This window comes from Streptomyces sp. Edi2 (assembly GCF_040253635.1).
GTDB lineage: Bacteria > Actinomycetota > Actinomycetes > Streptomycetales > Streptomycetaceae > Streptomyces.
Map to the genome: position 1 here is coordinate 4,433,664 of NZ_JBEJGX010000003.1, position 21,459 is coordinate 4,455,122.

14 protein-coding genes are annotated in these 21,459 nt (G+C 71.0%); 8 read left to right on the forward strand and 6 right to left on the reverse strand.

What is annotated here, in order from left to right; all coding sequences use genetic code 11:
• Nucleotides 1-70 precede the first annotated feature (70 nt).
• A complete protein-coding gene (gene metG, locus ABR737_RS22930) occupies nucleotides 71-1,789 on the forward strand; it encodes a methionine--tRNA ligase (protein ID WP_350251983.1) in 1,719 nt (572 codons plus the stop codon).
• Nucleotides 1,790-1,893: 104 nt separating this feature from the next.
• Here the strand turns inward: metG and ABR737_RS22935 are convergent, their stop codons facing one another.
• Complete coding sequence (locus ABR737_RS22935) at nucleotides 1,894-3,618, reverse strand: hypothetical protein (RefSeq protein WP_350251984.1); 1,725 nt, start codon at nucleotides 3,616-3,618, stop codon at nucleotides 1,894-1,896.
• Nucleotides 3,619-3,859: 241 nt separating this feature from the next.
• Nucleotides 3,860-5,623 (reverse strand): aspartate--tRNA ligase, encoded by a 1,764-nt coding sequence (gene aspS / locus ABR737_RS22940; RefSeq protein WP_350251985.1) that lies wholly within the window; start codon nucleotides 5,621-5,623, stop codon nucleotides 3,860-3,862.
• Nucleotides 5,624-5,888: 265 nt separating this feature from the next.
• Between aspS and ABR737_RS22945 the strand changes: the two genes are divergently transcribed.
• Nucleotides 5,889-8,042: an ATP-binding SpoIIE family protein phosphatase gene (locus tag ABR737_RS22945; protein ID WP_350251986.1), complete on the forward strand. Its 2,154-nt coding sequence runs from the start codon at nucleotides 5,889-5,891 to the stop codon at nucleotides 8,040-8,042.
• Here ABR737_RS22945 and ABR737_RS22950 read toward each other — a convergent pair.
• The 3 genes from ABR737_RS22950 to ABR737_RS22960 all read right to left on the reverse strand — a co-directional run bounded on the left by ABR737_RS22950 (nucleotide 7,982) and on the right by ABR737_RS22960 (nucleotide 10,878).
• Nucleotides 7,982-9,118: an AI-2E family transporter gene (locus ABR737_RS22950; RefSeq protein ID WP_350251987.1), complete on the reverse strand. Its 1,137-nt coding sequence runs from the start codon at nucleotides 9,116-9,118 to the stop codon at nucleotides 7,982-7,984. The genes ABR737_RS22945 and ABR737_RS22950 overlap by 61 nt on opposite strands.
• Nucleotides 9,119-9,216: 98 nt before the next feature.
• On the reverse strand, nucleotides 9,217-10,170 hold the full coding sequence (locus tag ABR737_RS22955) for a pirin family protein (RefSeq protein ID WP_350251988.1): 954 nt from the start codon (nucleotides 10,168-10,170) through the stop codon (nucleotides 9,217-9,219).
• A gap of 231 nt (nucleotides 10,171-10,401) precedes the next feature.
• A complete protein-coding gene (locus tag ABR737_RS22960) occupies nucleotides 10,402-10,878 on the reverse strand; it encodes an SseB family protein (RefSeq protein ID WP_129295388.1) in 477 nt (158 codons plus the stop codon).
• A gap of 164 nt (nucleotides 10,879-11,042) precedes the next feature.
• Here ABR737_RS22960 and ABR737_RS22965 point away from each other — a divergent pair, with 164 nt between their 5' ends.
• From ABR737_RS22965 to ABR737_RS22985, 5 genes are all read left to right on the forward strand, one after another.
• On the forward strand, nucleotides 11,043-12,869 hold the full coding sequence (locus ABR737_RS22965) for an acyl-CoA dehydrogenase (RefSeq protein ID WP_350251989.1): 1,827 nt from the start codon (nucleotides 11,043-11,045) through the stop codon (nucleotides 12,867-12,869).
• Between the two features lie 455 nt (nucleotides 12,870-13,324).
• Nucleotides 13,325-14,620 (forward strand): M18 family aminopeptidase, encoded by a 1,296-nt coding sequence (locus tag ABR737_RS22970; protein ID WP_350251990.1) that lies wholly within the window; start codon nucleotides 13,325-13,327, stop codon nucleotides 14,618-14,620.
• A gap of 1 nt (nucleotide 14,621) precedes the next feature.
• Complete coding sequence (locus ABR737_RS22975; RefSeq protein WP_350251991.1) at nucleotides 14,622-16,697, forward strand: AfsR/SARP family transcriptional regulator; 2,076 nt, start codon at nucleotides 14,622-14,624, stop codon at nucleotides 16,695-16,697.
• A gap of 356 nt (nucleotides 16,698-17,053) precedes the next feature.
• The gene (locus tag ABR737_RS22980; protein ID WP_350251992.1) at nucleotides 17,054-17,905 is read left to right on the forward strand and encodes a DUF4232 domain-containing protein; all 852 of its coding nucleotides are present in this window, start codon (nucleotides 17,054-17,056) and stop codon (nucleotides 17,903-17,905) included.
• 358 nt (nucleotides 17,906-18,263) lie between these two features.
• Entirely contained in the window at nucleotides 18,264-18,947 is a 684-nt protein-coding gene (locus ABR737_RS22985) for a DUF4232 domain-containing protein (RefSeq protein WP_350251993.1), read from the forward strand.
• A 73-nt stretch (nucleotides 18,948-19,020) separates the two neighbouring features.
• Here the strand turns inward: ABR737_RS22985 and ABR737_RS22990 are convergent, their stop codons facing one another.
• On the reverse strand, nucleotides 19,021-20,829 hold the full coding sequence (locus tag ABR737_RS22990; RefSeq protein ID WP_350251994.1) for an NHL domain-containing thioredoxin family protein: 1,809 nt from the start codon (nucleotides 20,827-20,829) through the stop codon (nucleotides 19,021-19,023).
• A 109-nt stretch (nucleotides 20,830-20,938) separates the two neighbouring features.
• Between ABR737_RS22990 and ABR737_RS22995 the strand changes: the two genes are divergently transcribed.
• Entirely contained in the window at nucleotides 20,939-21,424 is a 486-nt protein-coding gene (locus ABR737_RS22995; protein ID WP_350251995.1) for an LURP-one-related/scramblase family protein, read from the forward strand.
• Nucleotides 21,425-21,459 lie beyond the last annotated feature (35 nt).

The window sequence follows — 21,459 nt, forward strand, 5'->3', positions numbered from 1 at the left end:
CGTCCAGTACGATATTGACGTTCCGTAAAGCAAATCCTCACTCACCGTAGCGACTTGGGAGCAGCCGGCAATGGCTCGACACCTCATCACCAGCGCCCTTCCGTATATCAACGGGATCAAGCACCTGGGCAACATGGTGGGGTCCATGCTCCCGGCGGATGTGTACGCCCGCTATATGCGGCAGCGCGGGCACGACGTGCTCTACATCTGCGCGACGGACGAGCACGGGACCCCCGCCGAGCTGGCGGCGAAGGACGCGGGCCAGTCGGTCGGCACGTTCTGCGCGGAGCAGCACGACAAGCAGAAGGCGATCTACGAGGGCTTCAGCCTCGCCTTCGACTACTTCGGCCGGAGCTCGTCGCGGGAGAACGTGGAGCTGACGCAGCACTTCGCGCGCAAGCTCCACGAGAACGGCTTCATCGAGGAGCGGGCGATCCGCCAGGTCTTCTCGGTCGCCGACGACCGCTTCCTGCCGGACCGCTACATCGTCGGCACGTGTCCGCACTGCGGCTACGACAAGGCGCGCGGCGACCAGTGCGAGAACTGCACCCGGGTGCTCGACCCGACGGACCTGATCGATGCCCGCTCGGCGATCAGTGGCAGCGGTGAGCTGGAGGTGCGCGAGACCAAGCACCTCTTCCTGCTCCAGTCGAAGCTGCAGCACGAGGTCGAGGGCTGGCTGGACGGCAACGGCAGCAAGGACTGGCCGACGCTGGCCTCGTCCATCGCGCACAAGTGGCTGACCGAGGGCCTTCAGGACCGGGCGATCACCCGTGACCTGGACTGGGGCGTTCCGGTGCCGGCCGATGTGTGGCCGGAGCTGGCGGCCGAGGGCAAGGTCTTCTACGTCTGGTTCGACGCCCCGATCGAGTACATCGGGTCGACCAAGGAGTGGGCGGACGCCGTCTCCGACGGAAGCCGCGACTGGAAGTCGTGGTGGTACGAGGCCGATGACGTCCGGTACACGGAGTTCATGGCCAAGGACAACGTGCCGTTCCACTCCGTGATGTTCCCGGCGACGCAGCTGGGCACCCGCGAGCCGTGGAAGAAGGTCGACTTCCTCAAGGCCTTCAACTGGCTCAACTACTACGGCGGGAAGTTCTCCACCTCCCAGCGGCGCGGCATCTTCACGGACGCGGCGCTGGAGCTGCTGCCCGCCGACTACTGGCGCTACTTCCTGATCGCCAACGCCCCGGAGTCGGACGACACCTCCTTCACCTGGGAGCTGTTCTCGGCGTCGGTCAACAAGGACCTGGCGGACACCCTCGGCAACTTCGTCAACCGGGTGCTGTCGTTCTCGCGCAAGCGGTTCGGTGACGAGGTGCCCGCGGGCGCCGAAGCCGGGCCCGCGGAGCAGAAGCTCGGCGAGGAGATCGCCGGGCTGCTCTCGGAGTACGAGGGCCACATGGAGGCGCTGCAGTTCCGTAAGGCCTCGGCCTCGCTGCGCGCCCTGTGGAGCGCGGGCAACTCCTACCTGGAGGAGAAGGCCCCGTGGCTGGAGATCAAGACCGACAAGGACGCGGCGGCGCTGACGCTGCGTACGGCGATGAACCTCATCCACCTGTACGCGATCGTCTCCGAGCCGTTCATCCCGTCGTCGGCCAAGGCGATGCGGGGGGCCTTCGCCCTGGAGAACGACACCGCGGTGTGGGTCTCATCGGAGGAGGCGAAGGCGCTGGACTCGGTGCCCGCCGGGACGCCCTTCACCGTGCCGCCGGTGCTCTTCGCGAAGATCACCGAAGAGGACCTGGAGTCCTACCGCGAGCGCTTCGGCGGCGCGGAGCAGTAGGCCAGGACCGCCTTCTCAGCACCACACGCGCGCCCGTCCGGCCCCTCCGGGTCGGACGGGCGCCGTGCGTCCGGGAACCGCCCGGACCCGGGTCGGGACGTCGCTCAGCGCCTGCGCGGTGCGGACACATAGGCGGCCAGCCGTCCGAAGTCCGGCACCGGCGACAGGGTGACCCGCCGCCAGCCACGGGCGTAGGCCGGCGGCCGCTGACCGCCGGCCACCACGACGGCAACCGGACGGCGCGCGCCCAGCCGGGCCAGGCCCGCGGGGGTGATGCTGGCGTCATGGCCGTGGGGCTGGCGGGACGCACAGCCCGCCCGGTACGCCAGCCGCACCGCCTCCTCGCCGCTCACCACGCAGGGCGGCCGCACCCCTGCCGCACGCAGCGACGCGGTGATCCGCTCGATACCGGCCTGCGAACGTGCCGTGTTCCGCACCATCTTGTGCCACACCGTCAGCTGGATAGCCTCGTGGCTCATCAGCACGAGGACGAGCACGGCCACCGCCCAGGCGTGCCGATGGCGCGGCAGGAGGGTCAGCCAGTACAGGAACCAGGCGGCCGGCATCATCAGCAGGGCATAGGCGGGCAGCAGAAAACGCGGGGCGGCGTAGTCCACCGTCAGAAGGTAGGGGGCGGCGAGGCAGAGGCCGACCACAGCCGGGAGGACGACCGGAGCAGCGCCGTACCGGTGCAGCGGGCCGCGGGGGTCGCTCAGGCGCACCAGCGGCCAGGCGGGACCGCGCCCGTGCCGCCCGCCGCCGAATGCGGCATCGCACGCCGGGTCCGGGCCGAGGCTGCCGGGCCGGATGGGCGCCAGCCCGAGCGGGTGCCGGGCCCCGCTGCGGTCCGCCGGCCCGTAGCCGTGCAGTCCGCCACGGGGCTCGCGGGCGCGCAGCGCCGCCCACACCGCTCCGGCGACCGCCAGGGGCAGCACCAGCCACCACACCGCCGTCACCGGGTGATCCCAGGTCAGATGGCAGGGGCGGCACAGCGTCTTGCCCTGGAGTGCCCGGGCGTGGTCGTCGAAGGTCAGATGCCAGCCGAGACCGCCCTGAATCTGCGCGGCCCTGTGCAGCCGTGCCAGGAGCCCGCCGTAGGACAGATACGCCTCCACGACCCAGGGGGCACACCCCAGGGCCAGGCCGGCCGGCAGCGCGAGCAGCACGGCGGGGCGCCGCCAGGACGGGACGCACAGCGCGACGGCGCCGAGCGGCACGGCCAGCCAGATGGCGTCGGTCGGACGCATCAGCGCGGCCACGGCGACCGCGACGCCGAGGCCGGCCGCGGCGCCCCGGTCGCGGCGCGGGGCCAGTTGACGGGGCGGCTGCCGAACGGCCCGCAGGAAGCAGCCGGTGGCGGCGAGCGCGGCGTAGCCGACCCACAGGTTGGGCATCGCCTGCCCGCCGTAGAAGAGCGTGATCCACAACCCGGCGAACAGCGCGCCGCCCAGGGCCGGTACGGGGGCGGGCAGCACCCGGCGCCAGATGCACAGGGTGAGCAGGAACGCGGCGCCGGAGAGCACCGCGAGGTAGCAGTGCAGCACGGTCGCCGAGGTCGTCAGAGCCGCCACCGGGGCGAGCAGGAAGGTGACACCGCGGGCGCGCGGGGCGCTGAAGAACGCAGCCGGCGTATGGGGGTCGACCTGGCTGACGTACACCGTCTCGTCCCACCCCAGGCCGGGGGCGGCGACGGCGGAGGCGAGCAGACAGGCGGTGAAGACGACGGCCACGACGGTGAGCCACCGCAGGTCGCCGGCCGGGACGGGGCGGGTCACCCGAGCCGGCGGCCCCAGGGCGGACCTGGCGGTGAGGAGACTTGCTTGCTGCATGGGCACCACAGTGCGTGCCCTGCCGGGGCCCTGCCACACGGATGGAGCGGTCGGGGCACGCGGCCGGATCCGGAGCCGTCCCCGGGGGCATGCCGCTGCCGGCCGCCGACGCCCGCCCGAGGGGCACACGCTGCCGACGCCCGCCCGACGGCACACGGTGCCGGAAACGGGCCGGGGCGGCGTTTCACGTGAAACGCCGCCCCTCAGCCCGTTCGAGGCTTCTCGCCCCAGGCGATGCCGCCTACTTCGCCTGCGGCTTGCGCAGCGAGAGGTGCAGCTCCTTGAGACGCGCCTCCTCGACCTCGCTCGGGGCGCCCATCAGCAGGTCCTGGGCATTGCCGTTGAGCGGGAAGGCGATGGTCTCGCGGATGTTGGGCTCGTCGGCCAGCAGCATGACGATGCGGTCGACGCCGGGGGCGATGCCACCGTGCGGCGGGGCGCCGAACTTGAAGGCACGGAGCATGCCGCCGAACTCCGCCTCGACCGTCTCCTTGTCGTAGCCGGCGATCGCGAAGGCCTTGTACATGACCTCGGGCTCGTGGTTACGGATGGCGCCGGAGGACAGCTCGGTGCCGTTGCAGACGATGTCGTACTGCCAGGCCAGGATGTCCAGCGGGTCCTTGGTCTCCAGCGCCTCCAGGCCGCCCTGCGGCATGGAGAAGGGGTTGTGCGAGAACTCGATCTTGCCGGTGTCCTCGTCCTTCTCGAACATCGGGAAGTCGACGATCCAGCAGAAGCGGAACTCGTCCTCGACGAAGCGGCCGACGCGCTTGGCGGCCTCGACGCGGACCGCGCCCATGATCTTGGAGACCTCGTCGAACTCACCGGCGCCGAAGAAGACGGCGTGGCCGGGCTTGAGGTCCAGGGCGGCGACCAGCGCCTTGATGTCGTCCTCGGTGAGGAACTTGGCGATCGGGCCGGTCAGCGCGTTCTCCTCACCGACCCGGACCCAGGCCAGGCCCTTGGCGCCCTGCTGGACGGCGAAGTCACCCAGCTGGTCGAAGAACTTGCGCGACTGGTCGGCGGTGTCCGGCACGGCCAGGGCGCGGACGTGCTTGTCGGCGAAGGCCTTGAAGCCGGAGCCCGCGAAGACGTCCGAGACATCGACCAGTTCCAGCTCGGCGCGCAGGTCCGGCTTGTCGGAGCCGTACTTGAGCATCGCCTCGCGGAACGGGATGCGCGGGAAGGGGGAGGTGACCGTACGGCCGTTGCCGAACTCGGTGAACAGCTCGGTCATCAGCTTCTCGACGGGCCGGAAGACATCTTCCTGCTCGACGAAGCTCATCTCGATGTCGAGCTGGTAGAACTCGCCCGGCGAGCGGTCCGCGCGGGCGTCCTCGTCGCGGAAGCAGGGCGCGATCTGGAAGTAGCGGTCGAAGCCGGCGATCATCAGCAGCTGCTTGAACTGCTGCGGGGCCTGCGGCAGCGCATAGAACTTGCCGGCGTGCAGACGCGAGGGGACCAGGAAGTCGCGGGCGCCCTCGGGGGAGGTCGCGGACAGGATCGGGGTCGCCATCTCGTTGAAGCCGAGGGTCACCATCTTGTGACGGATGGCGGAGATGACGGCGGTGCGCAGCATGATGTTGCGGTGCATCCGCTCGCGGCGCAGGTCGAGGAAGCGGTACTCCAGGCGCCGCTCCTCGTTGACGCCGTCGTCCGCGTTGATCGTGAACGGAATCTGGTCGGCGGCGCCGAGCACCTCGACGTCGGAGACCTCGATCTCGATCTCGCCCGTCGGCAGGTCGGGGTTGACGTTGTCGGCGCCGCGCGCGCTGACCTTGCCGTCGATACGGACGACGGTCTCCTTGGTCAGGGAGCCGAGGGCCTCGTTGGCGGGGGTGCCGGGGCGGGCGACGAGCTGAACGAGACCGTAGTGGTCGCGCAGATCGATGAAGAGGATGCCGCCCAGGTCACGTCGATTGTGCAGCCAGCCGCTGAGGCGGACGTCGGTGTCGACGTCCGCGGCTCGGAGCTCGCCGCAGTTGTGGGACCGGTACCGATGCATCGCTCATCCAAGTCGTCGCGAGGTCGAGGTGAGGAGTTGTCGGGAGAGGGAGAGGAAAAGGAGTACGGGCGCGGATGCCCGGTCACTCTCCCCGTGGATCACCCGAAAGGCCACCCCAGGATTGACATAACCGCTCCAGGTTACCGTCCCGGCCCGCACGCCTTCGTTGACATATACGCATCAGGGGAGCGGGGCGTCCCCACTGGGACGAGGGTCACGTCCGGATCGCTGGTCCAGTCCCGCTAAACACACATAAAGTGAGGCAATGCGCACCGAGGATCTCCTGGCCGCCATCGCGACCGGCCTGTGGCGCTGGGACAACGCGGCGGGACGGGTGACCCTCGACTCCGAAGCGGCCCGGCTGCTCGGGCTGCCCGCCGCCCCGGCGGAGCTGACCGAGGCCGCGGTGCGCTCCCGATTTCATCCCGTCGACTTCGCCGAGATCAACGGGATCGTGCAGCTCGCGCTCGCCGAGAAGACGCTTGCCGAGGCCCGGCTGCGCATCGTGGACGAGCGCGGGCGGGTGCAGCGCATCGTCCGCTCCCGCTCGCGCCCCCGCATCGTCGACGGCGGCTTCGAACTGGTCGGCACCCTGCAGGAGGTGCCCGAGCCGCAGCCGGGGACCTCCGCCGCGCACACCCCGATCACCGGCGACTGGCGCCGGTCGCGCGAGGCGTTCCTGCTGGACGCGGGCCGGGGGCTGGCCGAGGCGCGGTCCACCGCCGAGGTGCTGCGGGTCGCGGCCGGACTGTCCATGCCCGGGTTCATGCCGGACGGGCTCGCGGTCTTCGGCATCGAGGGCGACCGGCTGTCGGTCATCGGCCACCACGGCCACCACGGCGACGACGAGCGGCCGTTCGTCGCCATGACGCTGGAGACCGACTATCCGGCCGCCGAGGTCATCCGTAACGGCCGGGCCATCTATCTGCCCACGCCCGAGGAGTACAGCCGCCGTTATCCCGGCACCTGGCCGCTGGCCGCCCGCTTCCGCCGGACGTCCTGGGCCTTCCTGCCGCTGGTGAACGCGGGCCGGACGATCGGCGCCTGGATGGCGGCGTTCGCCCAGCCGGTGGCGTTCACGCCCGACGAGCGCTCGGTGCTGACCACCGTCGCCCGGATGCTGGCACAGGCACTGGCCAGGGCCGGTATGCAGGAGGAGCAGCAGGAACTGGCACTGGGGCTGCAGCGCAGCATGATGCCCACGGTGCAGCCGGACATCCCGGGGATGACGGTCGCGGCCCGCTATGTCCCGACCGGCGGCGGGCTGGCGGTCGGCGGCGACTGGTACGACATGATCCCGCTGCCCTCCGGCCGGATCGCGCTGGTCATCGGGGATGTCCAGGGGCACGACGTACGGGCGGCGGGCCTGATGGGGCAGCTGCGGATCGCGCTGCGGGCCTACGCCTCCGAGGGGCACCACCCCGATGCGGTGCTCTCCCGTGCCTCGCGGTTCCTGGCCGGGATCAACGAGACCGAACTCCGCGGCCACGGCGAGGACCAGCGCTTTGCGACCTGCCTCTACATCGAGGTGGACCCGGCGACGGGGCTGCTGGACATCGCACGGGCCGGCCACCCCGACCCGGCCATCCGGATGAGCGACGGCACGGTGCTGGTCCGGCCCACCGCGGGCGGGCTGCCGCTGGGCATCGTCCCGGACACCGACTACCCGACCACCCGGCTCGTCCTGGAGCCCGGCGAGACCATGATGGTGTGCACCGACGGGCTGATCGAGACCGGCGGCCACGATCTGGAGACCGGCTGGGCACGGCTGCGCGACATCATCGAGGCGCACCGGCCCGGCGGGGACGGCGAGAGCCTGGAGCGGCTGGCCGACGCCCTGGTCCAGGCCGTGCACGGACCGCCCTCGCACCACACCACCGGACCGCTGGTGGACCGCCGCGAGGACGACATCGCCGTGCTGCTGCTGAGCCGCGAGGCCGCCGGCTGCGGGGTCGGGACCGGCGGCCTGCTCGCGCCGCAGCCCATACGGCGCACCGTGCTCTCCGTCGCGCAGGCCGAACCGGAGCGGATAGCCGAGGCGCGCCGTCAGGTCCGTGACGTGCTGCACGACTGGGCCGACCCGGACCAGGTGGACTCGGCGGTGCTGATGGTCTCCGAGATGGTCACCAACGTCCTGGTGCACACCGACGGAGAGGCGCTGCTGGTCGCCGAGATCACCGGCGAGCGGGGCGCCCGGCGCATCCGCGTCGATGTCGCCGACAGCAGCGATGAGCTGCCGCACCGCCGCTCCCCCGGCGAACTGGCCTCGTCGGGGCGCGGTCTGATGCTGCTGGAGCTGCTGGCCGGGGCGTGGGGTGTGGACCCGCGCGGGGACGGCAAGTCGACGTGGTTCGAACTCTACGAGGACGCGGGGGGCGCGGCGGATCCGGTGTCACCGGAGTCCGGGCCCGCGGCGTAGTACTCCCGCAGCTCGTGGAGGATGCCGGTGACGGCGGCGGTCAGCGGTACGGACAGCAGCATGCCGAGGATTCCGGCGACGCTGGCGCCCGCGGTGATCGCCAGCAGCACCGTCGCCGGATGCATCTTGACCGTCCGGCTCTGGATCATCGGCTGCAGTACATGCCCCTCCAGCACCTGCACGGCCAGGACGACACCGAGCGCCCAGAGCGCGATCACGAAGCCGCGGTCGGCCAGCGCCACCAGGATCGCCACGGCGCCGGAGATGAAGGCGCCGAGGTAGGGGATATAGGCGCCGACGAAGACCAGCGCGCCCAGCCCGACGGCGCCCGGTACCCGGAGGATCAGCAGTCCGACGGTGATGCAGAGGGCGTCGATCAGGGCGATGAAGGTGGTGCCCCGCATAAAGCCTTCGATGGACTGGAAGCCGCGGCGGGCCATCCGCTCCAGCTGCGGTGCGGAGCTGCCGGGGGCCCAGTGGTTCAACGTGCGTACGGCCTTGTCCGCGTCACGCAGGAAGAAGAAGGTCAGCAGCAGGGCGAGGACCGAGGCGGCGAGGAACTGGCCGACCGCGCTCACCCCGGTCAGCAGCCCCGAGGCCGCGGTGCCGCCGAACTTGGTCACCAGCCCCTTGGACCGGGAGGCGAGATCGTCCAGCGAGGTACCGGCCGCACCGAAGTGCTGGGAGAGGTCCTTGGCGGCTTGCCTGACCGAGGAGATGATCTGGTCACCGGTGTCGACCAGCGCGCTGACGACGATGTATCCGGCGCCGCCGACCACCACCAGAAGGACCGCACAGGTCAGCCCGGCGGCCAGTGAGCGGTTGAGCTTCATCGCCACCAGCCGCCGGTAGAGCGGTCCGAGCAGCCCGCTGCCGAGCAGCGCCAGCAGTACGGGCGTGACCGCCGCGCTCAGTTCGATGCACAGCCACACCACGAGGGCCACCACGGCCGCGAGCAGCAGCCCCACCAGACACCAGGCCGCGGCACGGCGGGCCTGGACCGGCACCAACGGCGGTGAGGACCGCGGCCGTTCACGCCCGGCGCCGGGCCCGTTTTCCTCCGAGTTGTTTTGCACCCGGACAGTCCACCATGGCCGGGGGCCCGGACCCGGGCCCCGAAACAGGTCAGGGGCGGCGTTTCACGTGAAACGCCGCCCCTGCTGCCGACCGGGCGTCAGTGCCCGTCGGCGGGGATCGTCCCGAGCCGGCCGGCCTGGAAGTCCTCGAAGGCCTGCGCCAGTTCGGCGTGGGTGTTCATCACGAACGGGCCGTAATGCATCATCGGCTCGCGGATCGGCAGCCCCCCGAGCAGCACCACCTCGAAGTTCGGGCTGCGCGACTCCTGGGACTCGTCCGCCCGGATCGTGATCGAGTCCCCGGCACCGAACACGACCGACTGACCCATGTGGAAGGGCCGTCCCTCCGCACCGGCCGCGCCGCTTCCGGCCAGGGCGTAGGCAAGGGCGTTGAAGTCCTTGCGCCAGGGGAGGGTCAGCTCCGCGCCCGGGTTCACCGTCACATGCGTCATCGTGATCGGCGTGTGCGTGATGCCCGGACCGTTGTGGCCGTCGAGGTCACCGGCGATCAGCCGCAGCAGGGCTCCGCCGTCACCCGAGGTCAGCAGCTTGACCTGGCCGCCGCCGATGTCCTGGTAGCGAGGAGCCATCATCTTGTCGCTCTTCGGCAGGTTCACCCACAGCTGGAGGCCGTGGAAGAGGCCGCCGGACATCACCAGCGACTCCGGCGGCGCCTCGATGTGCAGCAGACCCGAACCGGCCGTCATCCACTGGGTGTCGCCGTCGTTGATGACGCCGCCGCCACCGTGCGAGTCACGGTGCACAAAGGTGCCGTCGAGCAGATACGTCACCGTCTCGAAGCCGCGGTGCGGATGCCAGGGCGTGCCCTTGGCCTCTCCGGGCGCGTACTCCACCTCGCCCATCTGGTCCATCATGATGAACGGGTCGAGGTGCTTGTAGTCGATGCCGGCGAACGCCCGGCGCACCGGGAAGCCCTCGCCCTCGAAGCCGCTGGGAGCGGTGGCAACGGCCAGCACAGGACGGGCGTGCGCCGCGACGGGCGCCGCCACACGCGGCAGGGTCAGCGGGTTCTCTACGGTCACAGCGGGCATGACGGCCTCCTCGGTCGTTCGCTCAACTTAGTTGAATGGTGAACAACCCGCAAGGCGTGCGGCATTCCCCTCCCTGTTTCCGCAGGTCAAAGGGGTGTCAAAGGGGTCACTCCGGTCGAGCTCACCCCCGGACCGAGACACAAATCGAGCCGGCCCCCTTCCGGGACCGGCCCCCGATGCCGCCGCAAGGGCGGCCCTCAGCCCTCTGCGCCCTCTGCGCAGCAGGGGCGGTCAGCCGTACATGCGCCGCATCGCGAAGTCGACCATCTGCTCCACGGCCTTCGCGTCGAAGACCATCCGGTGGTCACCCTCCATATCGAGGACGAACCCGTAGCCGGTCGGCAGCAGGTCCAGCACCTCGGCACCGGTGATCACGAAGTACTTCGACTCCTTGCCCGCATACCGCCGCAGCTCCTTGAGGGAGGTGAACATCGGGATCACCGGCTGCTGGGTGTTGTGCAGCGCCAGGAAGCCGGGGTTGTCACCGCGCGGACAGTAGATCTTGGACGTGGAGAAGATGCCCTGGAAGTCCTCGGCCGACATCGAGCCGGTGGTGAAGGCACGCACCGCATCGGCGAGCGAGGGCGGGGACGGCTCTGGATACAGCGGCGCCTCGCCGTAGCCCCCGGGGGGCGATTGCTGCGGCGGGGGCGGCGGCGCTCCGTACTGCTGCTGCCCGGCACCCGCGTTCTGGTCGTAGCCGTACATGCGCCACAGCGTACTGAGTCGGCGATTCGCCGGGGGACGCTCGTCACAGATGGGCGGTAGGGGTTGATTCTTATTACCGGTGGGTAGCATCATCGTAGGCACTTGCTACTTGCTGGTATTTGCGTTTGAGGTCCTCCCTCCCGAACCCTTACGGAGCCGTATCCATGGGGCACTACAAGTCGAATCTCCGCGACATCGAGTTCAACCTCTTCGAGGTGCTCGGCCGTGACAGCGTGTACGGCACCGGACCGTTCGCGGAGATGGATGTCGACACCGCCAAGAGCGTGCTGTCCGAGATCGCCCGGCTGTCGGAGAACGAACTGGCGGAGTCGTTCGCCGACGCCGACCGCAACCCGCCGGTCTTCGACCCGGACACCAACACCGCGCCGGTTCCTGACACCTTCAAGAAGAGCTACCAGGCCTTCATGGACGCCGAGTGGTGGCGGCTGGGCATCCCGGAGGAGCTCGGCGGCACCACCGCGCCGCGCTCCCTCCTCTGGGGCTTCGCCGAGACGATCCTGGGCGCCAACCCGGCCGTGTGGATGTACGCGTCCGGCCCCGCCTTCGCCGGCGTCCTCCACGAGGAGGGCACCGAGGAGCAGCACCGCATAGCCCAGCTGATGGTGGACAAGCAGTGGGGCTCCACCATGGTGCTCACCGAGCCGGACGCCGGTTCGGACGTCGGCGCCGGCCGCACGAAGGCCGTGCAGCAGGAGGACGGCACCTGGCACATCGAGGGCGTCAAGCGCTTCATCACCTCCGGTGAGCACGACATGTCCGAGAACATCGTGCACTTCGTCCTCGCCCGCCCCGAAGGTGCCGGTCCGGGCACCAAGGGCCTGTCGCTCTTCATCGTGCCGAAGTACGACTTCGACTGGGAGACCGGCGAGCTGGGCGAGCGCAACGGCGCCTACGCCACCAACGTCGAGCACAAGATGGGCCTGAAGGCCTCCAACACCTGCGAGATGACCTTCGGCGCCAACCACCCGGCCAAGGGCTGGCTGCTCGGCGAGAAGCACGACGGCATCCGCCAGATGTTCAAGATCATCGAGTTCGCCCGGATGATGGTCGGCACGAAGGCCATCGCCACCCTCTCCACCGGCTACCTCAACGCGCTGGAGTACGCCAAGGAGCGCGTGCAGGGCCCGGACCTCGCCGCCTTCACCGACAAGACCGCGCCGCGCGTCACGATCACCCACCACCCCGACGTGCGCCGCTCGCTGATGACGCAGAAGGCGTACACCGAAGGCATGCGCGCCCTGGTGCTCTACACCGCCACGGTCCAGGACGAGATCATCGTCAAGGAGGCCGCGGGCGAGGACGCGAGCGCCGCGATCCGCCTCAACGACCTGCTGCTGCCGATCGTCAAGGGATACGGCTCGGAGAAGTCCTACGAGCAGCTGGCGCAGTCGCTGCAGACCTTCGGCGGCTCCGGGTACCTGCAGGAGTACCCGATCGAGCAGTACATCCGGGACGCCAAGATCGACACCCTCTACGAGGGCACCACCGCGATCCAGGGCCAGGACTTCTTCTTCCGGAAGATCGTCCGCGACCAGGGCCAGGCGCTCACCGCCCTCTCCGACGAGATCAAGAAGTTCCTCGCGGACAACACCGGCGGCGAGGAGCTGGAGCAGGCCCGCGGCGAGCTGGCCAAGGCGGCCGCCGACCTGGAGGCGATCGTCGGCGCCATGCTGACCGACCTCGCGGCGACCGAGAAGGACGTCAAGTCCATCTACAAGGTCGGCCTGAACACCACCCGCGTGCTGATGGCCTCCGGTGACGTCGTCATCGGCTACCTCCTGCTCAAGGGTGCCTCCGTGGCCGCCGAGAAGCTGGCCGGCGCCTCGGCGAAGGACAAGCCCTTCTACACCGGCAAGATCGCCGCGGCGAAGTTCTTCGCGCACAACGTCCTGCCGGGCGTCGGCGTCCAGCGCGGTCTGGCCGAGTCCGTCGACCAGTCGCTGATGGAGCTCGACGAGGCCGCGTTCTAGGAGCGCCTTCCGCGGCCCTGGGCGGGTCTCTCAGGAAACTCTCAGACGGGCCGTCCAGACTGATGGTGCCCGCCTCTCTTCCCCCGGAGAGGCGGGCTTCGTCATGTCCGGCAGGCAGCGGGGCCGGCCGCCGGGACCGCTGCGGGACGCGCGGGCAGGGGCGGCCGCACGGGCAGGGCGCATGCGAGGGTGGGGGCGATGTGCGGGCGGGGCGCCTTGCGGACGGCACGAAGAAGGCACGGAGAATGCAGACGGCACGGAGGGCGCGGCGGCACGGAGGGCACGGGCAGCGCGGACCACGCGCGGCGTACGCCGGGTCACCACCCCGGAGGAAACCCGGAATCCCCCGCTCCGGAGGGCTATCGGTCCCGAATACTGAAATCCTGGCCGGAAGGGAGCGGAGTCACCATGCATGGGCACGGGGAATGCGGCCTCCGGCTCCTTATGCTGAATCCATGACCAACTCCGCCCGCTTCGATCGCGGCCACACCGACGACCTGATGTCCTTCCTCGCCGCCAGCCCTTCGCCCTACCACGCAGTGGCGAACGCGGCGGAGCGGCTGGAGAAGGCCGGGTTCCGGCAGGTCGCCGAGGTCGATGAATGGGACGGCGGAACCGGCGGGAAGTTTGTGCTGCGCGGCGGCGCGATCATCGCCTGGTACGTGCCCGAGGGCGCAAGCGCCTCGACTTCGTACCGAATTGTCGGTGCTCACACAGACTCTCCCAATTTGCGCGTCAAACCGATTCCGGACACCGGCGCACGCGGCTGGCGGCAGATCGCCGTCGAGGTCTACGGCGGCACGCTGCTCAACACCTGGCTCGACCGCGACCTGGGGCTGAGCGGCCGGGTGACGCTCGCGGACGGCAGCCACCGCCTCGTCCATGTCGACCGCGCGCTGCTGAGAGTGCCCCAGCTGGCCGTGCACCTCGACCGCTCGGTGAACGCCGACGGCCTGAAGCTCGACAAGCAACGCCATATGACACCGATCTGGGGCCTGGGCGAGGTCGCCGAGGGCGATCTGATCACCTTTGTCGCCGAGGAAACCGGCATACCGGCCGACGACATCAAGGGCTGGGACCTGATGGTGCACAGCATCGAGGCGCCCGCCTACCTGGGCCGCGACCGCGAGCTGGTGGCCGGGCCGCGGATGGACAACCTGCTGTCGGTACACGCCGGTACGGCCGCCCTCACCGCGGCGGCGGCCGCCGGCAGCAAGCTGACCGGCATTCCGGTGCTGGCCGCCTTCGACCACGAGGAGAACGGCAGCCAGTCCGACACCGGCGCGGACGGACCGCTGCTCGGCACGGTCCTGGAGCGCTCGGTGTTCGCCCGCGGCGGCTCGTACGAGGACCGGGCGCGGGCCTTCGCCGGCACCGTCTGCCTGTCGTCCGACACCGGGCACGCCGTCCACCCCAACTACAGCGAGCGGCATGAGCCCGGGCACCACCCGATGCCCAACGGCGGGCCGATCCTCAAGGTCAACGTCAACCAGCGCTATGCGACGGACGGCAGCGGACGGGCCGTCTTCGCGGCGGCCTGCGAGCGGGCCGGTGTGCCGTGGCAGAGTTTTGTGTCCAACAACTCGATGCCGTGCGGCACCACCATCGGGCCGATCACCGCGGCCCGGCACGGCATCGCCACCGTCGACATCGGAGTGGCGATCCTGTCCATGCACTCGGCGCGTGAACTGTGCGGCTCCGAGGACCCGTACCTGCTGGCGAACGCCCTGACAGCCTTCCTGGAGGGCTGAGTTGGAATTCTCACTGCTCGGTCCGATCGCCGTGACGACCGGCTCCGCGGAGCTGTCGCTCGGGCCCGCCAAACGGCGCAGTGTGCTGGCACTGCTGTTGCTGCAGCCCAACACCACCGTCCCACTGGAGCAGTTGATCGACTCCTTGTGGGAGGACGAGCCCCCCGAACACTCCCGTACCGTCGTCCAGGGGCATGTCTCGCGGCTGCGCGCCACGCTCGCCGAGGGCGGCGCGGAGGCGTACGGCATCGAGCTGACCACCCATGGCTCCGCCTATCTGCTGCGCCTGCCGGAGGAGTTGATCGACGCCCACCGCTTCGGTGAGCTGGTGGCTCTGGCGCGCCCCGAGGCGGCGCCGGGCGATGCCGTACCGCTGCTGCGGGAGGCGCTGGGGCTGTGGCGCGGGCCCGCGCTGACCGGCACGGTCACCAGCCCGCCGTTCGCGGCCGCCGCGCATGCGCTGGAGGAGCGCCGGCTGACGGCCGTGGAGGCGCTGGGGCGGGCGCACGGCGCCCTCGGCGAGCACGAACAGGCCGCCGCCATCCTCTACTCCGCCGCTGTCAACCACCCCTTGCGGGAGGGCCTGATCGCCGGGCTGATGCGGGCGCTGTTCCATACGGGGCGGCAGTCCGATGCGCTGGAGTGGTTCCACCGCACCCGACGGCTGCTCAACGAGGAGCTGGGGGTCGATCCCGGCGAGCGGCTGCGCCACGCGTACGAGGAGATTCTGCGTGCGGAGGCGGCCGGCGGGAACCGGCAGGGTGCGGCGAAGCCCGGGGCACCCGGCGGGGGCTCCGTTTCGGGCGGGGCGCCGTCCGGAGGGGCTGGTTCCGGGGAGGCTTCCGGAGGCGGCCGTACCGGTGCTCAGACAGCGGACAGCTCCACAACGGGTGCCGGGGCGCGGCCCGTTGGCAGTGCGGGGCAGACGCCCGCCCAGGGGGTCGCCGGCCCGGATGCGGCGGGTACCGGCCGGACGCAGCCCGGCGCGACGGCCGGCGGGCGTGACGGGTCCGGCTCCGGGCGGGGAGGTGCGGCACCGCGGCTGCTGCCCCGTCCGCCCGCCCGCTTCCTGGGCCGGGAGGACCAGCTCTCCGCACTCACCGCGGTGCTGACAGACCGTACGACGGGCGAGAGCCCGCTCGCGGTGGTGGCGGGGCCGGCCGGTGTCGGCAAGACCGCCTGCGCCGTGCAGTGGGCGCATCTGCATGCCGGAGCCTTCCCCGACGGGCAGCTCTTCGCCGATCTGCGCGGCTTCGGCGAGGGCGACGAGGCGCCCCCGGCCGAGATTCTGCGCGACTTCCTGCTGGCGCTCGGCACTCCGCCGGAGCGGGTGCCCGGCTCGGCGCAGGCCGCATCGGCGCTGTTCAGGTCGCTGGTCGCGGAGCGCAGGATGCTGGTCGTCCTCGACAACGCCAGCAGCTCGGCGCAGGTACGGCCGCTGCTGCCCGGCGGCCCGCACTGCGCCACGGTCGTCACCAGCCGCAGCCGTCTCGACGGTCTGGTCGCCACCGACTGGGCCCGTCCGGTCGGTCTCCAGACGCTCGGTCACGAGGAGGGCGCGGCGTTGCTCGGCGCCATGCTCGGCCCGGAGCGGGTCGCCGAGGACCCGGCCGCCGCGCGGGAACTGGTCGATCTGTGCGACGGTCTGCCGCTGGCGCTGCGGGCCGCGGCCGCCCAGCTGACCGCCCGGCCGCGCTGGCGGCTGGCCCGGCTGGCGGCGGCGCTGCGCGACGAACGGCGGCGGCTGGCGCTGCTGTCGGCGGAGGACACCGGCATCGCGGCGGCGCTGCGGATGTCCGTCGCCCGGCTGTCGGCGGACGATGCACGGCTGCTCAGCGCACTGGCGACCAGCGCGGACGGCCACCTCAACGCCTCGTTGGCGGCAGCGCTCGCCGGGTACGACCCGGAGCGCACCCAGGACGGTCTGGACCGGCTCGCGGAGATGCATCTGGTGGACGAAGAGGCCACCGATGTCTACACGATCAGCACGCTGACGCAGCTGTTCGCGCGGGACGATCGCGGCGAAGGCGGCGAGGGGGGCACGAGCGGAACGGGTGACGGGGGCAAGCGGGAGTGACGGGAGCAAGGAGGAGCGGCGGCCGCGGCTGAACTGTGGCCGTCGCTCCGCCGCCCTGGGGCGGGCCCCGGCACGGGACGGCTGAGGCGGCTGAGACTGCGCGGATGCCGGCGGTTGGGGCAGGCCCGGCGGTTGGGGCAGCTGGGGCGGTCGGGACAGCCCGGGCGGCCGGAACGGCCTGGACGTTCGGGACGGCCCCGACGATCGGCACAGCCCGAACGCGGAAACGTTAGGCGCACGTTAGTGGCACGGCAGCGGTGGGCGGCAACCTGGTGTTCAGGCCGCAGGACAGAGTCGGCCGGACCGCAGGACGTACCGCCGGGGCGGTGCGGACCACCGACCGGGGGAGACCGGACATGCCGCGCAGCCACGCCCGATCCGAAGCCGCCGTCGAGAGCGGCGCCCTGACGGTCACCGTCGCCCCTCGTGGGTCCCGTACGGTCCGCCGCCGTACGCTGCGGATCGCCGCGGCCGGGCTGACCGCCGCCGCCGCGCTCACCCTCACCGCCTGCGGTGGTCAGGACAACCCGCTCAAGACGAGCGCGGCCAAGCCGTACAACCCGTCGCCGCAGGTCGCCCAGGACCCGGCGCAGGGCGAGGAGCCCGGGCAGGGCGGCACCCGGACCGAGGGCGTCCGGACCGACGGCGGCCGGACGGAGCAGGCTTACGTGGAGCGGGGCGGCAACGGCACCGGAAGGGATGCGGGGACGCAGTCCTCCGGGACGGGCGCGCGCCGCACGGCCACGTCAGGCAGCGCCTCCGGCCACACCTCCGGCATCCGGCACACCGCGTGCGACGCCGCGAAGATCCGTATCGTGGCCCAGCGGCTGAACCGGCCGGTCAACCACCTTCTTCTGAAGGCCACCAACACCTCCAGTGCCGTCTGCGACCTCTACTTCGCCCCCTACCTGCGGTTCGACCAGGCACAGTCCCCGCTTGCCGATCTGCCGGCCAGCAGGCCGCAGTCCGTGGTCACGCTCGCCCCCGGCGAGTCCGGCTACGCCGGCGTGCTGACCTCGTCCGCCGACGGCTCCGGCCGCGACGGCCGCACCGTGACCTCGCTGTCGGTCAGCCTCCCCGGCCGCGACGGCAAGGGCAGCATCGGCGGCTCGGCGGCGGTGGCGCTCCCCGGAGGCTCGGTGCACCTCGACGACAGCGCGTGGGTGACGTACTGGCAGTCGGACGCGAGCGAGGCAGCCGCCTGGTGAAACGGGTCCGCTGACCCGGGCCGCGCGACGCGGCCGACGAAGATCCCCCTGAACCAGGGCGCCCGCATCCCCCAGCGGGCGCCCTTTGTCTTGCCCGGCGGGGCGGGCAAGTCTCTTGCCCGGCGGGCGGGCAGGTCTCCGACGACCGCTCCGGAGCGGTCTCGCCCCCCAAAAAACTGATCTTCACCCCTGCCACGGGCGGATCTCCGCTGCGTACGAACCATCTGACCCGCTTTGATGCCACATCGGCCACGGGCCCGGCGAACCCACCCTGGCGCATCCGGCGGCAATGGATATCGTGGCCGTGCCATGACAGCCACACCTCGCTGATTGCAGCACTCCACTGGGGGAACCACCCATGACCGCACGCCGCTCCCGCAGCCGTTCCGCCGCGTACGCCGCACTGGCCCTCGGACTGGCCGGCTCCCTCGCCCTGACCGGCTGCAACAGCCACTCCTCGAAGAAGTCGAAGAAGTCCTCCTTCTCGTCCTCGTCTTCCAAGACGTCCAAGACTTCCAAGACGTCCAAGACCAAGAAGCGCAGGATCATCGGCGGGAGTGCGGCCGCGGGCGGCGCAGCGGGGACGGCGTCCCGGCGGGTGTCCGACTGCTACCCCAGCACGTACAAGGTCACGTTCTCGCAGCAGACCGGCCCGAAGAGCCATGTGGCGGTGAAGTTCAAGAACTCCACCAGCCGCGACTGCAAGCTCTACAACGCGCCGCTGCTGCGCTTCAACAACGCCAAGGCCCCGCTGCCCCTGCTGCAGGGCACGCCCGGCCACCTCGACGGCACCCGCATCACCGTGCCCGCCCACGGCTACGCCTACGCGGTCATCCCGACCAACACCGCGGCCGCCAAGGGCACCGAGCAGAAGTCGGTGACCATCGACTTCATGGGCATCTCGGCGAGCTCGGTCACGCACGGCCCGGTCACCGTCAACTTCGCGGAGAAGCGGCTCCACATCTCCGTCGGCAAGAGCAAGGTCACCAACTGGAGCTCCAGCCTGCACGGGGCACAGCTGGCGGGCGGCGTCGGAAACTGATCCGCCGACGCACCGGGCCGCCCACCGGTCCGACCACGTCCCGGGCCCGGCCGACGGGCCCGGGATGCCGTTCCTACCCGGCGTCCAGCCCGGCCAGGACGAGCCCCAGCCGGGCCACCCCGCCCTCGGCGATCTCGACCGGGACGCCCCAGTCCTGCTGGTGCACATGGCAGGCGGGGTACTCGACGTCCGGGGCGTCGTCGCAGGACGCGGCCATCGCCGAGACATGCAGCACCCCCTCGGTCACCCCGTCCGCGAGCACCAGATCCCGCGCGAGGTCGGTGCCCGCGCCCGCACCGTCCGCGAGGAGTTCCGGCGGCGTCGCGCTGACCAGCAGCCGCGTCGAGGGGCCGTAACGGGTGTCTAGCTTCTGACCGGCCGGGGCCTGGAAGACCACCTCCAGCCGCAGCGCGCCCGGGGCGACCTCGGTGGCCGCGCGCTGGGTGCGGTGCGCCACCGATTCGACGCGGACGGCCTCCTCGGGCAGCCGCAGCCGGGTCAGCCGGTGCCGCGCCGACTCCACCACCACGATGTCGTCGTCGACGAGCACCGCGGCGGACGGCTCGCGCAGATCCGTCGCCAGTGTCGTCACCTCGCCGGTCGCGGGATCGAAGCGGCGCAGTGCGTGGTTGTAGGTGTCCGCGATGGCGACCGAGCCGTCGGGCAGGGCGGTCACACCCAGCGGGTGCTGGAGCAGCGCCTGGTCCGCGGCGCCGTCGCGGTGACCGAAGTCGAAGAGGCCGGTGCCGACGGCCGTACGGATGGCATAGCCGTCCCCTGTTGCGGAGGGCTCCACCCAGCGGACCGCGCTGGTCTCCGAGTCCGCGATCCACAGCCGGTCGCCGGCCGCGGCGAGGCCGGACGGCTGGGCGAACCACGCCTCCGCGGCGGGGCCGTCCACCAGGCCCTCATTGGTCGTACCGGCCGCGACCCCGACCGTGCCGGCGGCCGGGTCCCAGGTCCACAGCTGATGCACCCCGGCCATCGCGATCCACAGCCGGTCCTGCCACCAGGCGAGGTCCCACGGTGAGGAGAGATCCACCGCACGCGCAGGGCCGGAGGTCGGCGAGCCCTGCCACCACTGCTTGCCGGTGCCGGCCACGGTCTCCAGCACACCGGTCTCCGGGTCGAAGACGCGGATGGCGTGGTTGACGGTGTCCGCGACGGCCACCCGTCCGTCGGGCAGCAGTGCCAGACCCTGCGGTTCGTTGAAGGAGTCCGGCGTCAGACCGCGCTCACCGGTGCCGATCCGCCGCAGCACCTGCTCGCCGTCCGCGGCCAACTCCACCAGCTGATGCCGGGTGGTGTCCGAGACGAGGAAGCTGCCCGCGGGCAGCCGGACCGCCTTGCCGGGGAAGCGCAGATCGGTGGCGACCGGCTCCGGCGGTACGTAGGGGCCGTCGCCTCGGCGCAGGGTGCCCTTCGCCCCGTGCTCGGCCTCCAGCTCCTCGACAAGCTTCTCGATGGCGTGCGCATGGCCCTCGCCGGCGTGCTGGGCGACGACATACCCCTCGGGGTCGATCACCACGAGCGTCGGCCAGGCCCGTACCGCGTACTGCTTCCACGTGGCGAGCTCCGGGTCGTCGAGGACCGGGTGCTCGACGCCATAGCGCTCCACGGCATCCACGACCGCCTGGTGCTCGGCCTCGTGCACAAATTTCGGGGAGTGGACACCGATGATCACGACGGTGTCGCGGTGCCGCTCCTCCAGCTCCCGCAGTTCGTCCAGGACATGCAGACAATTCACACAGCAAAAAGTCCAGAAATCCAGGACGACAATGCGTCCCCGCAGGTCAGAGAGGGTTAGATCCTTGTTACCGGTATTCAGCCAGCCGCCCTTGCCGATCAGCTCGGGGGCGCGGACGCGTGCACGTGAAGCCATGTGCACATTCAACGTCACTCCGGTGCGTGCGCATTCCGCAGGTCCCGGCGGGAACACGTCAGCCATGCAGCAATCCCCCGGGGGGCCACCCCCGCACACGGGCACGTACATGGTGCGCGACCGCATCTTCGGCATTGGCGACGACTACTGGATCGACGACGAGCACGGGCGGCACGTCTTCCTCGTGGACGGGAAGGCGCTGCGGCTGCGGGAGACCTTCGAGCTGAAGGACACCGAGCGGCGGGTGCTGATCACCATCCGCAAGAAGATGCTCAGCCTGCGCGACACCATGACCATCGAGCGGGACGACCAGCCGCTGGCCACGATCAAGCGCAAGCGCCTCTCGCTGCTGCGCAACCACTACCGCGTCGAGCTGGTGGACGGCACCGAGCTGGACGTCAGCGGAAAGATCCTGGACCGGGAGTTCGCGATCGAGTACGAGGGCGAACTGCTGGCGGAGATCTCACGGCGCTGGCTGACCCTGCGCGACACCTATGCGGTCAATGTCGTACGGGAGGACGCGGATCCGCCGCTGCTGATCGCCGTCGCGGTGTGTGTGATCCGGCTGGCGGAGCGGGAGCACGGAGACGACTGAGGAGCCGGGTTCCCGGCCGTACGGCCCTCTGCGGC